Raw genomic sequence first — 12901 nt, 5'->3', positions numbered from 1 at the left:
CGCTCTGCATGACGTCCTTTTTGACAGTTTTTTCTCTCTTATTTATTCCATGAATCGTATTCTCCTTGGCCTCTCTTTGCTGCTGATTGTTGGTTTCTCGGCGGTGTACTGGCAGATGGGCGGCTTCAAGGCCGCTACCGTTACGCTCGAAACCACCACCCAGCCCTACTTTGTGGCCGGCCGCTACTACGCTGGCCCGGCCAACGACGAGGCGTTTGGCGACCTGACCCGGGAGGCTTACAACGTGCGCAAATCGGGCAAGCTGCGCGGCGACTTTGGCAACATCTTCTACAACAGCCCCGAAAGCACCCGCGACTCGGCCCGCGTGTTCGTGGGCGTACTCGTGGCCGATACCACCAGCCAAACGCTGCCGGCCGGCTACTCCTACCGCACGTTCGCGGCTGGCCAGCGTTTGCTGCACGCCCGCATTCAGGCCAGCTACCTCGTGGCTCCCGACAAGCTCTACTCTGGCATCAAGGCCGCCGCAGAAGCGCAGAAGCTGACACTTTCCCACCTCTACTTGGAGCACTTCCCCGACCAGGGCGAATCGGAAGTTTTTGCAGTGGTGAAGTAGATTTTTGTAGTTCCTAAACGTCAAACGCCCTCCCGAAGCTTTCGGGAGGGCCGTTTGGCACGGGTAATTTTGTGGATTTAGTTGCGGCCAAGGTAGAGCGAGATGCCTAGGTTCAGGTCGTTGAGGCCGAAGCCGAAATTGAAACTACTATCAGTCGTACGGAGCCCATTTTGGCCATATGCCGTCTTCACGTGGCCGTATCTTACTCCGCGAAGAGCGAGTTCCAACCCCAGCTTATCAACGGGGAAAAATACGATGCCCGGCAACAGATTAGCATATAAACCCCATTGCCGACTCGTGATTGGATAAGGTGCCGCGACATCTGGGCTGTTGGAATTATAAACGTTCTGATAGCCGCCGCCTAGCTGGCCGTATAAAGCGAATTTATCCCCCAAAAATTTATAATAACGACCGAAGATTCCGCCGCTTAATGCTCTGGTTTTCCTCTCTTCCTTCTGGACCTGCCCAAGGGATAAAGCGTAGTTATAGTTTTGGGAAGCAGCCAGATATAGCCCGCCTGTTATGCCTAGGGCTAGATTATCAGCCACAAAATAGCCGCCGCTCGGATTAAAATTGAATTGCTTGTATTTCACGTCTAGGCGTTGGCCCCTAATAATCGGAGAGCTTGTTTCCTGCTTCTGCTGGCTATAGCCAATAGAGCCGGTAAGTAGCTTGGTACCAGCCGAAATCTGAGCCTGGGCCGATAGGGCACCGGCGCTTAGGAGAAACGCGCCGAGGAGGGCCTTTTTCATAGTAGAGGAAAGATAAAAAATAGGCGAAATTGAGCGTTTACTGATGATCGGACGACGATTCAACGGCCGCTTTATATTCTTTAGTATCGGTATAACTCTATCTATTTTCTATGGCTCAACTCCCACCGACATCCAATTGCCTTAAACGCCAAACTGCCCGCCGGACCAAAGTCCAGCGGGCAGTTTGAGAGAGAGTACGGTGAAGTCGGGGTGGCAGGATTCGAACCTGCGGCCTCCTGCTCCCAAAGCAGCGCGATACCGGGCTACGCTACACCCCGAAAAAAAGCCTCCGGGTGGGGTTCCCGGAGGCTTAATCGAAAAACATTCGTCGTCGGAGTGGCAGGATTCGAACCTACGACCTCCAGCACCCCATGCTGGCGCGATACCAGGCTACGCTACACCCCGATGAATGATGAGGCAAAGGTAAGGCTACCGGTGGCTATGATGCAAGCAAACCCGCGGTTTTTCTTGCGCCTGAGCGGGGCCTGTTGCCAGTGAAACCCTTTATGCAACTGTTTGCGTGTTGATTGTCTCCTACTGCGAAAGCAACGGCCGCCAAATAAAGTTGGTTTGGCGCGCTTCTTGTCCAGCATTGGCGGCTTACTTTTAGGCCGGCAAAACCGGTAGCAGGGGTGTTCATCGTATCTTCCCTGCCCGCATTGAACCTCGTTTTTCAGCACGTCTATGAAAACCTTTACTTTCCTGGTTTGCCTGCTGGCGTTGCTGGCGGTTGGCTCCGTAGCGCGGGCCCAGGCCCCGGCCGCTACCACCGTAGCCGCGGCTCCCCCGGCCCTGATTACCAACAAGATGGAGACGCCGGCGGCTCATAACGAGGCCCTGAAGTTGCGGCTCGACCTCAACCCCGTTACCAACGCCCTGACCGTGCGCACCGACGCCACCGGCCCTACCCGCATCGAGGTCAACGGTATCGATGGCCGCCCCGTCATCACCCGCGACGTGCTGCTGGCCGGCGAGTCGGCGGTGGTGCTCAGCGTGGCCAACCTGCCCCGCGGCGCCTACATCGTGAAGTGCGTGGCCGGCGAGCGGCGTGGCATGAAGCGCGTGATTCTGGGGCAGTAGCTTCTGTAAGTCAAAGAGAATAGGTCAAAAGTAAAAGCCGTTGAATGGGCCAAGCGCCAATATTCAACGGCTTTTACTTTTGACCTTTTCTCTTTGACTTACTCTTTACCCCCTACGCTTCTTCGCTCTGGAGCTGCCGCTCGTAGAGGGCGCGGTAGAGGCCCTGCTCGTCGCGCATGAGGACTTCGTGGGTGCCGTGCTGCACAATCTGGCCGTCGTCGAGCACCAGGATTTCGTCGGCCAGCTTTACCGAGCTCACACGGTGGCTGATGATGAGGCTGGTGCGGTTGTGCATGATGCGCTGCAACGCCCCCAGAATGGCGTTTTCGGTGTCGGTATCCACGGCCGAGAGGGCGTCGTCCAGAATCAGGATTTTGGGTTCCTTCACCAGGGCCCGGGCAATGCTGACGCGCTGCTTCTGCCCGCCCGAAAGCGTAATGCCCCGCTCGCCGAGCTTGGTATCGAAGCCCTGCGGGAAGTCGATGATGTTGTTGTACACGTTCGCGTCGCGGGCGGCTTGCAGCATCCGGGCCTCGTCGGGCTCATCGAGACCGAAGTTGATGTTATTGCGAATGGAATCGGAAAACAGAAACACGTCCTGGGGTACGTAGCCAATCTGGCTGCGCAGCGAGGTGAGGGCCAGGTCGCGCACATCCACGTTATCGACGCTGATGCTCCCCTCGGTGACGTCATAAAGGCGCGAGAGCAGGGCCGCCACGGTGCTTTTGCCCGAGCCGGTGTTGCCGATAACGGCTAGCGTCTGGCCCGGCCGGATGCGGAACGACACGTCGCGCAAAGCCTGGATGCCGGTGTCGGGGTAGGTGAAGGAAACGTGCTCGAAAGCAATGTCGCCCTTGATGTCCAGCTCAATGTTCTGGCGCGAGACGATATCCGTTTTCTGGTCCAGAAACTCGTTGATGCGGGCCTGCGAAGCCTCGGCGCGCTGCACGAGCGAGGAAGTCCAGCCCAGAGCCGTAACGGGCCAGGTGAGCAGGTTCACGTAAATCAGAAACTCGGCAATGCTGCCGGTGGTAATCGTGCCCCGAATCACTTCCTGGCCGCCTACCCACACAGTAATAATCGTGCTCAGGCCCACCAGAAACAGAATCAGGGGGAAAAATAGCGAGTTGACGAAATTCAGGCTCAGCGACTTTTCCTTGTACTCGTTGGAAGCCGCCGTGAACTGCCGGTGCGAGTCCTGCTCGCGCACGAACGACTTGATGACCCGGATACCCGAAAAGGCCTCCTGCACGAAAGTCGTCATGCCCGAGAGCGAGCGTTGAATTTCGTCGGATTTGCGCTGGATGATGTTATTGACGTAGAAAATGCTCACGCTGAGTACCGGCAGCGGCAGCAACGTGTAAAGCGTCAGCTTCACGTTCACCATGAGCATGAGCGGCACGATGAGCACGAACAGCAGCACGAGCTGCATAAAATACATGATGGCCGGCCCGATATACATACGCACCCGGCCCACATCTTCCGAAATGCGCGACATCAGGTCGCCGGTGCTGTGGCGGCGGTAGAAGCTCAGTGGCAGGCTCTGGTAATGCTGATAAATTTCGTTCTTCTGGTCGTTTTCCACCAGCCGGCTCATCACGATGAGTGTCTGGCGCATGAAAAACAGGAAGATGCCCCGTAGTAGCGCCATGGCCAGAATCAGCAGTGCGTAGAGCAGCACGTTGCGCCCGAACAGCTCGTAGACCTGCGTTTGAGCGCGGGTACCGCCGTAGAGGTGGTAGAGGTCTATGCCCTCGCCTACCAGATCGAAGGCGTAGCGCACAATCTGGGCCGGGAAGATGGCCAGCAGCGTGCTCAGGCCCACAAACAGCACGCCCCCAAGGAAGTGCCATTTGTAGCGCAGCAGGTATTTGTTGGTTGCGGAGAGTGCGGGCACTAGGCGGAATTGAAAAGTTTGGCAACAGGAAGTTAGAAAGCCAGAAAACGCGGAAAGGGTTTCATTGGGTTATCTGACCGGCGTAGAGATGCCCTATTTTGCGTCCGTTGCACGACCTATATAGTACGAGCAACATCCGCAACGACGATACGCAAAATAGTGCGCCTCTACCCGTACCGTAATTTCTAACTTCTAAACTCCCGCAAATCGGCGTACTTTTGCACCCGAATTGCGGGGGCATCGGGCCGGAGCCGCGCGGGGCGTTCATTGAGCGAAGGGAAAACAGCCACAAGGCGTTACCAATCGTTTAACGACTGCCGGGCGTTGGCAGCGGGCCGCAACCACCGCGAAGGTACGCCAATCCTCCCCTTCCCACCCACCCATTTTCCATCTCCCCCACGTTATGGTTGAAACGCAAGTAGTAACCGAGGCCTCCATTTTCGGACAGATTGCCGAGTTCCAGCACGAGCAGGTAGTGTACTGCCACGACCACGAAACCGGCCTGAAGGCCATCATCGGCATTCATAACACCGTACTCGGCCCTGCGCTGGGCGGTACCCGCATGTGGCACTACGCCTCCGACGCCGAAGCCCTGAACGACGTGCTGCGCCTAAGCCGCGGCATGACCTACAAGGCAGCCATTTCGGGCCTGAACCTGGGCGGTGGCAAGGCCGTCATCATCGGCGACGCCGCCACCATGAAAACCGAGGCGCTGCTGCGCAAATTCGGCCGCTTCGTGCAGAACCTCAACGGTAAGTACATTACGGCCGAAGATGTGAACATGACCACCCGCGACATGGAGTTCATCCGGATGGAAACCAAGCACGTTTCGGGCCTGCCCGAGAGCATGGGCGGCAGCGGCGACCCTTCGCCCGTAACGGCGTACGGTACCTACATGGGTATGAAAGCCGCCGCCAAGCGCGCTTTCGGCTCCGACTCGCTGGCCGGCAAGCGCATTGCCGTGCAGGGCATGGGCCATGTGGGCACCTACCTGCTGGAATATCTGCAGAAAGAAGGCGCTCAGCTCATCGTGAGCGACTATTATGAAGACCGGGCCCTCGACGCGGCCAACCGCTTCGGTGCCCAGATGGTCGGCCTCAACGACATCTACGACCAGGACGTGGACATCTACTCGCCCTGCGCGCTGGGTGCTACGCTCAACTCCGATACCATTCCGCGCCTGAAGTGCCAGGTAGTGGCCGGCTGCGCCAACAACCAGCTGGCCGATGAGAACATCCACGGTCCCGAGCTGGTGAAGCGCGGCATCGTGTACGCCCCCGACTTCCTCATCAACGCCGGCGGTCTCATCAACGTGTACTCGGAAGTAGTGGGCGGCAACCGCGAGGCAGCCCTCATCCAGACCGAGAAAATTTACGACATCACCACGCAGGTGCTGGCCAAGGCCGAGCAGGAAGGCAGCCACCCACAGGCCGCCGCCACCCGCCAGGCCGAAGAGCGCATCGCCGCCATCGGCAAGGTAAAATCCACTTATTAATTTTTAGAGCTTAGTGATTTGTGCATAGTGCTTAGGACTCAATAGAACAGCCTAAGCACTATGCACAGATTACCAAGCTCTAAACCAATTCTACCCAATGCTCAACCGTCGCACGCTCCGCATCAAGGTCATGCAGGCCCTGTACGCCTACCATCAGGCCGTCGGGTCCGATTATTCTTTGGCTCTTGAGCGGATTGCGGAAGCCTTCCTACCCGACCTGACGGCGGCTGAAGCCCCCGACCGCAAGCTGCTGCAAGGCCAGCGCAAGATGGGCGAGGTTATCTTCAAGGAGTGGCACAAATCGGGCGAAACCCCGGAGCCGACCGACGATGCCGACGTGAACGACGCGGTGCAGGAGGCCATCAAGTTCTACCAGAAGGCCGTAGCCAAGGACAAGGTGTACTATGCCGGCCAGCTGGTGAGCGGGGCCGAGGGCATTCATGACCAGTATCTGCACCTGCTCAACATTCCGGAGGTGCTGCTGCAGATACTGCAGCAGGAGCGTGGCCGCGACTCGCGGCGGCTGACGGCCTCTCCGGAGCCGTTGCTCGACACCACCCGGCTCTCGGAAAACCAGGCCCTCATCAAGCTCATGGAGAACCTGCAGCTGCAGGATCTGACCATCCGGCGCAACCAGAAGTGGCACGGCCAGCCTGAGCTGGACGCGCTGCGGGCAGCCTGGCGCAATGAGATGAAGCAGGACCCCGCGCTGCTGAGCTATCTGGCCGCCCCAGCCGGCAGCTACGCCGAAGACCAGGAAATGCTCAAGCACCTCTACAAGGAGTTCGTGTTTAAGGGCACGGCCCTGCCCGAGTACATTGAGGAGGACGACCAGAACTGGGAGGAAAACCGCTCAGTGGTGAAGAACCTGGTTATCAAAACGGTGAAGATGCTCGACGAGGCCGCCGACGAGAATATGGTGCTCATGTCGCTGTCGGCCAACTGGGCCGAGGACAAGGAGTTTGCCGAGAGCCTCTACCAGCAGACGCTGGCCGACGACGCGCAGTACGAGCAGCTTATTGCCGACTCGTCGCAGAACTGGGACGTAGACCGCGTGGCCCTGACGGACAAGATTCTGCTGAAAATGGCGCTCTGCGAGATGCACCTGTTCCGGGCCATCCCAGTAAAGGTGACCATCAACGAGTACATCGAGATCAGCAAGAACTACAGCACGCCTAAAAGCAAGCAGTTCGTCAACGGCATCCTCGACAAGCTGGCCCAGGACCTGACGGCCAGCGGCGCCATCCGCAAGTCGGGCCGCGGTTTGCTGGACAATCAGTAGTCAGATACGGGTACAAAGACATGAGAAGTAAGACGGATGCTCCGTTAGGGCGAATCGCTGTCTCACCTCCCGCGTCTTTGTACTCGTGTCTTATGCCAACTACTCCCTACTCATCTGCGTACTTATAGCTAATATTCCTTTCCACCTCCCCGTACTCACCTCTCCCATGAGTAGCAAAACCACTACTGGTATTCTCTGCTTTGCCGGCGGCGCCCTCACCGGGGCCGTGGTTGGCCTGTTATATGCCCCCGAAAAGGGCCGCGAAACCCGTAGCTGGCTCAGCTACCAGCTCGAAAAGTACCGCGAAACCCTGGCCGACCTCACCGAAAACCTCGTAACGAGCCGCTCCGACCAAGGGCCCAGCTCGGCCAAGAGCGAGGGCCAGCGCGTAATTCAGGATGCCAAGAGCAAGGCCGAACAGCTGCTGGGCGACGTCGACCAGCTCATCGACCAGATTAACTCGCGTAAAACGCTGTAAGCAGCTCTACCACGCACCGGATATCCGGCGCACCGTTGCGGATGCTTTCTGCTTTTTTGTTGTTTCTGTTCAGAAAAGTGCCGGAGAACTGACGCAACTGTCGGGGCTTCGGCACTTTTCGTTGCCCGCTCCGCTTCGGTATCGGTACCTTTACGGAAACGTTCCCGCTACTGCTGCTCCGAGCGGCCGGGCCGCCCTTCAAACCATCAACTCTTCCACGCAATGCAACTCATCACCCTCATCCCCGGCGACGGTATTGGTCCCGAAATCACGAAAGCAGTAACCGATATTTTTGCCGCCGCCGAGGTGCCGGTGCAGTGGGAGGAGCAGAACGCGGGCCAGACCACCTTCGATGCCTCGGGCGAGCTTATTCCACAGGCCCTGCTCGACTCGCTGGAGAAAAACCGGGTGGCCCTCAAAGGCCCTATCACAACGCCCGTGGGCAAGGGTTTCCGCAGCATCAACGTGAGCCTGCGCCAGAAGTACGACCTCTACCAGAACGTACGCCCGTCCCTGACTACCGCCGGCATTGCTTCGCGCTACGCCGATTCGGGCATCGACTTGGTGCTGTTCCGCGAAAACACGGAGGGCCTGTACTCGGGCTTGGAGGTGTACGATGAGAAGCTGGGCATTGCCGACTCGTTCAACCGCATTACCCGCGAGGGAGCCCGCAAAATCTGCCGGGCTGCCTTTGCTTACGCCGCCAAGCACAAGCGCAAAAAGGTAACGCTGGCCCACAAAGCCAACATCCTTAAAATGGCCGGTACCATTATGCTCGAAGCCTGCCAGGACGCCAGCCGCGAGTTTCCGCAGATTCAGTATGAGGAGAAAATCATCGACAACATGTGCATGCAGCTGGTGATGCGGCCTGAGCAGTTCGATGTGATTGTAACCACCAACCTGTTCGGCGACATCCTCTCCGACCTGTGCGCCGGCCTGGTAGGCGGCCTGGGCGTGGTAGCTGGCGCCAACATCGGCGACGACATGGCCATTTTTGAGGCCGTCCACGGCTCGGCCCCCGACATTGCCGGCCAGGGCAAGGCCAACCCCACCGCCCTGTTACGCTCGGCCCTGATGATGCTGCACTACATCGGTCAGCACGACAAGGCAGACCAGATTGAGAAAGCCCTCAACCTGACGCTCCAGGACAAGAGCAAGTGCACCGGCGACCTGGGTGGCTCGGCATCTACCAGCGAGTTCACCCAGGCCATTATCGGCAACCTGGGGAAGTAAGAGGTGCGAGGTGAGCTGTTCGCCCTATCGTTCCGGCGAAGAAGGAGTCCAAGTTAAGCCATTTGAACGCTGGTGTTCAGCTATTTGACTCTGACTCATCCTTCTTCGGAGTGACAGGGCCGTTGTTCCACCTCATTTCTTACTGCAACTCAAGCGTGCTTATCTTTGTCTTTTAGAAGCCATATATCGGCTTCTCATCTTGATTTTCAGTCTCCTATGAAACGTACACTGCTTTCTTCTCTGCTGCTTTCCAGTGCGCTTCTGTTGGGCGCCTGCAACAACAACCCGGGCGAAGTGGGCACCGAGGGCATGAATGCCGCCGCTGCCGATGCCAACGCTGCCACGGCTGCCCCGCTCATCGACAATCCCAACGTGAGTTCGGAAACAGAGGCGCCCAACCCCAACGCGCCGGTCATGACTTTTGCCAAAACTGACCACGACTTCGGTGATATTCAGCCGAACGCGGTAGTGAAGACCACCTTTGAGTTTACCAACACCGGTAAGTCGCCGCTCATTATTGAAAACGCCACGGCCGCCTGCGGTTGCACCACGCCCAACTGGACCAAGGAGCCTATTGCGCCCGGTGGGAAGGGCATTATCGACGTACAGTTCGACGCCCACGGCAAAACGGGGATGCAGAACAAGGAAGTGGCTATTCAGGCCAACACCCAGCCCAGCATCAACAAAGTGGTCATCAAGACCAACATCCTGCCCGACGGCCAGAACGGTCCCTACCGGCAATAAGCCAACGGCAGAGGGGAGCGGACGGTAGCGCCCGCTCCCCCCTGCCGTTGCCAACGCTGCCTCTCTCCCGCTGAAACTCCCGCTTATGTTCGCTTCTCTTTTGCTGCAAGTCCCCGCCGCCGGTGCCGGAGGTCTTATCCAATACCTACCCCTCGTGGCCATGGCCGGAGTGGTTTACTTTTTCATGATCCGGCCCCAGCAGAAGCGCACGGCCACCGCCAAAAACTTCCGCGCCAACCTGGCCAAGGGTGCCCATGTGGTAACCATTGGCGGACTGCACGGCAAAATCGTGGACCTGAGCGAAGAATCGGTGACGGTGGAAGTAGATAAGGCTGTACGCCTGCGCTTCGACCGCGCGGCCATTGCCCGCGAGGTAGCCAGCAAAACCACCGCAGCGGCCGAGTAGCACCTGCGGCGGAGTACCAGTCCGGCTCTTATAGTATCTTGTGGATTCCGGAATTCCGGCTTCGGGCGCAACCGGAGGCCGGAATTTTGGTTTTTGCATCGGTTTCCGCCGCGTTTTCACCTTTTTTCAGTTGACTTCCTGTGTCGTCTGCCCACCCCAGTATTCGTCTGCTTCGCTGGTTCTTGCGCCCGTTTTTCGGGCAGGAGCGCAGCTATTGGCGGGCCGTACTGGCTTGCTTTCTGGTAGCCAGCACCTTCTGGCTGCTCAACGCGCTCAACAAAACCTACACCACCCGCATCAGCTACCCGCTGCTGTGCCGCTACGACAACACGCGTTTTGTGCCGGTGCAGCCGCTGCCCAACGAAGTAGCCGTGAACGTAACCGGCCGGGGCTGGAAACTGCTGCGGGGCCAGCTACCACTGGAGGTGCGCCCCGCCGAAATAGTGCTGCGCGACCCGGCCACCCGCTACCTCACGGCCGGCAGCCTGCGCCCCGCCCTGCAGCAGGCGATGGATGGGCTGCAGCTTAATTACCTGATTTCTGATACGCTGTGGGTTGACCTCGACCGGCTGGTAAGCCGCCGCCTGCCGCTGGCCCTAAGCCCGGCCACCGACGGCGCCGCGCTGCCCTACGAAGCCCGCTTCGAGCCAAACGCCGTCACCTTCACTGGGCCAGCCAGTAAAGTCAACTCCCTACCCGACCCCTACCCCGTACACCTGCCCCAGGCCCCGGCCGGCTCCACCCAGGGCGACGTACAGGTGCCCATTGGCGGCCCCGATCAGGTGCAATCCGATGTAACCGATGTACGCGTGCGCCTCGTGCGCCGGCCCGTAGTAACGCTGCCCGTAGATGTGGTGCCCGAGCTGCTCGACGCGCCCGCCGGCCGCCGCTTCCGTCTGACGCCGGCCACGGTACGGGTGCGGCTGCAGTTCTTCCCCGAAGACACAGCAGCCTTCCGGCCCGACCAGTTGCGGGTGCAGCTGCACTACGGCCAGTTCGCCAGCCCCACCGACTCAGTACTGCGCCCCTTCCTGTCGCGCAAACCACCCCAGGTACGCGGCTACCTCGTGCTCACCCGGGGCGTGCGGGTGCAGAGCGAATAGTACACGTCTGGCTGCCGGAAAGCGTGATAAAAGGCTCCGGTTCTGCAAACGCCAAAGCCCCGAAGAGGTAGCCCAAGTTGTTTGTCAACCAGTGCTCCTCTACGGGGCTTTATTAGCCTATATCACTCACTATTATACAAATAAGCCTTTCAGCCCTGCTGTCTTTGTGCCGTTGCCCAAAGTTTAAGGAACCGGGTATATACCCCGCCCACTGTTGCGCTCAACTGAAAAAGGACTGCTTGGGTCTGGCTGGCGGCTTCTCCTGCTTGCTGGGGAAAAGCAGGTTTAAAGAACCACTTAAAACACTGTTGTTATCGTGGTTACGCGTCCCACAGCACGAACAGGTGCTCTGGAAGTACGTGTTTTTCCGGGCACAGTAAGGGCATTTCATGTACGCACTGATTGCGGTTAGTGAAGCCGGGTTGCACTTTGCTTTCCCCGCTGAGGGAGCTTTTTTGCGGCTTTTCAAAAGAACTGCCAAGAGAACAGAAGAGGAGGTTGTATAGCTTCTCCCTATTTGCTGAGCACAAAATTCTATTTCTATCCGCATATCCGCAAAGGCCAAAAATTTCTTTTTCTTTGGGGTTCGACTACGCCCTGCCCCACTGTGCCCCGCCTTACCCCACCCACTCATGCGGCCCTGCAGGCCGCCGTTGCGACCCGCTTTGGGCAGCCGCTACGCTACCCCAGCCACTGCGACGCCCTTGAGGAGGAGTTGCGCCAGGCGCCAGCCACGAGCGGACGACGGCTCAGCCCCAGCACGCTGCGCCGGTTTTTCGGCCTCGTTGAAAAAGAAGGCGGCTACCATCTGCACACGCTCGACACGCTGGCCCGCTACGCCGGCCACGCCGATTTTGCGGCCTTCGGGCAGGCTTTAAGTCAGCAGGCGAAAGTAGAAGCCGGCCACCTCGCCGATATTCCGGAGCTGCTGGCCATGCAGCAGCTGGCGTACTCCGAGCGCCTGCTGCTGGGCTATTTCCTGGGGCGCATCACGCGGCCGGCCATGCCTACCGGCCCGGCTCCGGCGCTGGCGCTGCGGCTGGCCGCCCACCGGCCGGGCAGGAGTACTACGTCGAGTCGTTTGTGGATTTGGCTTACCTGAACGGGGCCTATGGCCAGGTGTTGAACACGTATCTGCAGCACAACGCCACGCCCCAGGCCCAGCTTTTTGGGCACTGCACGCTGTTTCTGGGTGAGTTTCTGGCCCAGAATGAACCGGCCTGGCGACGGCGGCTGGCGCAGCTGCTGGCCCTGCCCCTGCCCGCCGAATGCCACGCGTTTCCGCACGGCCGCCGGGCTTTTGCCGAGCTGATAGCCGCCCACCATGATGCGCCGCAGCACCCGTTTCCGACCGCGCTGCTAAGTAGGCTACGGCAGCAGGCTACTGCCCATGCCGCCCGCACGGTGGCTGCCCCGGCCGCTTTGCCGGCCTTCTACAACCTGTTTCCGGCGGGGTTTCATTTCCTGGTAGCCGAGGCACTTTTTCTGACTGGCCAATACGAGGCGCTTGGCGAGTGGGTGGCCGCTACCTGGACCGAGGCTCCGGCCGTGGCCGCACTCGAAAACAACGTGTACACCGAGCTGCTATACGCTTTCGAAGCAGTAGCGGCCCACCGTACGGGCCGGGCTGTACACCGCCCCACGCGGCTGCGGACGCTGTTTATGCTCGATACCCACGGCTGGCTGCTCGATTATTACCAGGTACACCTGTGGCTCGTGGAGCTGCATTTTGCAGCCAGTACGGCCGAGCAGCAGGAACTGCGCGGCTATATAGATACTTTTGCGCTGCAGCACCGAATGCCCTTTTTCGGGCAGCTGGCCGGCCTTATTCCTCCGGCCGCACCGCTGTAGCAACCA

Annotated in this window: 13 protein-coding genes and 2 tRNA genes; 11 read left to right on the top strand and 4 right to left on the bottom strand. The window is 59.0% G+C overall.

From position 1 onward, the window contains the following. Window positions 1–49 precede the first annotated feature (49 nt). Window positions 50–574, top strand: coding sequence for a hypothetical protein (locus D0N36_RS12025; RefSeq protein WP_116941781.1), 525 nt, complete (start codon window positions 50–52; stop codon window positions 572–574). Window positions 575–651: 77 nt separating this feature from the next. Here the strand turns inward: D0N36_RS12025 and D0N36_RS12020 are convergent, their stop codons facing one another. The 3 genes from D0N36_RS12020 to D0N36_RS12010 form a co-directional block, all read right to left on the bottom strand. Then, window positions 652–1326: an outer membrane beta-barrel protein gene (locus tag D0N36_RS12020; RefSeq protein ID WP_116941779.1), complete on the bottom strand. Its 675-nt coding sequence runs from the start codon at window positions 1324–1326 to the stop codon at window positions 652–654. A gap of 205 nt (window positions 1327–1531) precedes the next feature. Next, window positions 1532–1604, bottom strand: a tRNA-Pro gene (locus D0N36_RS12015). Between the two features lie 53 nt (window positions 1605–1657). Then, window positions 1658–1731: transfer RNA gene (locus D0N36_RS12010), tRNA-Pro, on the bottom strand. Window positions 1732–2010: 279 nt separating this feature from the next. Here D0N36_RS12010 and D0N36_RS12005 point away from each other — a divergent pair. Then, a complete protein-coding gene (locus tag D0N36_RS12005) occupies window positions 2011–2406 on the top strand; it encodes a T9SS type A sorting domain-containing protein (protein ID WP_116941777.1) in 396 nt (131 codons plus the stop codon). Window positions 2407–2518: 112 nt separating this feature from the next. Here the strand turns inward: D0N36_RS12005 and D0N36_RS12000 are convergent, their stop codons facing one another. Beyond that, window positions 2519–4303 carry an ABC transporter ATP-binding protein gene (locus tag D0N36_RS12000; RefSeq protein ID WP_116941775.1) on the bottom strand — a complete coding sequence of 595 codons (1785 nt, stop codon included), beginning with the start codon at window positions 4301–4303 and terminating at the stop codon, window positions 2519–2521. A 403-nt stretch (window positions 4304–4706) separates the two neighbouring features. On the opposite strand from D0N36_RS12000, the gene D0N36_RS11995 reads away from it, so the two are divergent. From D0N36_RS11995 to D0N36_RS11955, 9 genes are all read left to right on the top strand, one after another. Next, window positions 4707–5798, top strand: a complete 1092-nt coding sequence (locus D0N36_RS11995) for a Glu/Leu/Phe/Val dehydrogenase dimerization domain-containing protein (RefSeq protein WP_116941773.1) — start codon at window positions 4707–4709, stop codon at window positions 5796–5798. Between the two features lie 97 nt (window positions 5799–5895). Continuing rightward, window positions 5896–7080: a transcription antitermination factor NusB gene (nusB, locus tag D0N36_RS11990; protein ID WP_116941771.1), complete on the top strand. Its 1185-nt coding sequence runs from the start codon at window positions 5896–5898 to the stop codon at window positions 7078–7080. Window positions 7081–7246: 166 nt separating this feature from the next. Continuing rightward, on the top strand, window positions 7247–7558 hold the full coding sequence (locus tag D0N36_RS11985) for a YtxH domain-containing protein (protein WP_116941769.1): 312 nt from the start codon (window positions 7247–7249) through the stop codon (window positions 7556–7558). 222 nt (window positions 7559–7780) lie between these two features. Beyond that, the gene (locus tag D0N36_RS11980; protein ID WP_116941767.1) at window positions 7781–8791 is read left to right on the top strand and encodes an isocitrate/isopropylmalate dehydrogenase family protein; all 1011 of its coding nucleotides are present in this window, start codon (window positions 7781–7783) and stop codon (window positions 8789–8791) included. A 216-nt stretch (window positions 8792–9007) separates the two neighbouring features. Beyond that, on the top strand, window positions 9008–9535 hold the full coding sequence (locus D0N36_RS11975) for a DUF1573 domain-containing protein (protein WP_116941766.1): 528 nt from the start codon (window positions 9008–9010) through the stop codon (window positions 9533–9535). An 85-nt stretch (window positions 9536–9620) separates the two neighbouring features. After that, entirely contained in the window at window positions 9621–9941 is a 321-nt protein-coding gene (yajC, locus tag D0N36_RS11970) for a preprotein translocase subunit YajC (RefSeq protein ID WP_116941764.1), read from the top strand. Between the two features lie 182 nt (window positions 9942–10123). After that, window positions 10124–11044, top strand: coding sequence for a YbbR-like domain-containing protein (locus tag D0N36_RS11965; protein WP_116941762.1), 921 nt, complete (start codon window positions 10124–10126; stop codon window positions 11042–11044). 607 nt (window positions 11045–11651) lie between these two features. Next, window positions 11652–12146: a hypothetical protein gene (locus D0N36_RS11960; RefSeq protein WP_116941760.1), complete on the top strand. Its 495-nt coding sequence runs from the start codon at window positions 11652–11654 to the stop codon at window positions 12144–12146. Beyond that, window positions 12134–12895, top strand: coding sequence for a hypothetical protein (locus D0N36_RS11955; protein ID WP_116941758.1), 762 nt, complete (start codon window positions 12134–12136; stop codon window positions 12893–12895). The genes D0N36_RS11960 and D0N36_RS11955 overlap by 13 nt, the downstream gene beginning before the upstream one ends. Window positions 12896–12901 lie beyond the last annotated feature (6 nt).

The sequence above is a fragment of the Hymenobacter lapidiphilus genome (assembly GCF_003417065.2).
Taxonomy (GTDB): Bacteria; Bacteroidota; Bacteroidia; order Cytophagales; family Hymenobacteraceae; genus Hymenobacter.
The sequence above is the reverse complement of the archived record's forward strand: the minus strand, read 5'-3'. Positions and strand labels throughout refer to the sequence as shown.

Coding starts and splice junctions, on each gene's coding strand:
- D0N36_RS11985 (WP_116941769.1), top strand. CDS start 7,247: ATGAGTAGCAAAACCACTACTGGTATTCTCTGCTTTGCCGGCGGCGCC.
- nusB (WP_116941771.1), top strand. CDS start 5,896: ATGCTCAACCGTCGCACGCTCCGCATCAAGGTCATGCAGGCCCTGTAC.
- D0N36_RS11975 (WP_116941766.1), top strand. CDS start 9,008: ATGAAACGTACACTGCTTTCTTCTCTGCTGCTTTCCAGTGCGCTTCTG.
- D0N36_RS11980 (WP_116941767.1), top strand. CDS start 7,781: ATGCAACTCATCACCCTCATCCCCGGCGACGGTATTGGTCCCGAAATC.
- D0N36_RS12020 (WP_116941779.1), bottom strand. CDS start 1,326: ATGAAAAAGGCCCTCCTCGGCGCGTTTCTCCTAAGCGCCGGTGCCCTA.
- D0N36_RS11995 (WP_116941773.1), top strand. CDS start 4,707: ATGGTTGAAACGCAAGTAGTAACCGAGGCCTCCATTTTCGGACAGATT.
- D0N36_RS12005 (WP_116941777.1), top strand. CDS start 2,011: ATGAAAACCTTTACTTTCCTGGTTTGCCTGCTGGCGTTGCTGGCGGTT.
- D0N36_RS12025 (WP_116941781.1), top strand. CDS start 50: ATGAATCGTATTCTCCTTGGCCTCTCTTTGCTGCTGATTGTTGGTTTC.
- yajC (WP_116941764.1), top strand. CDS start 9,621: ATGTTCGCTTCTCTTTTGCTGCAAGTCCCCGCCGCCGGTGCCGGAGGT.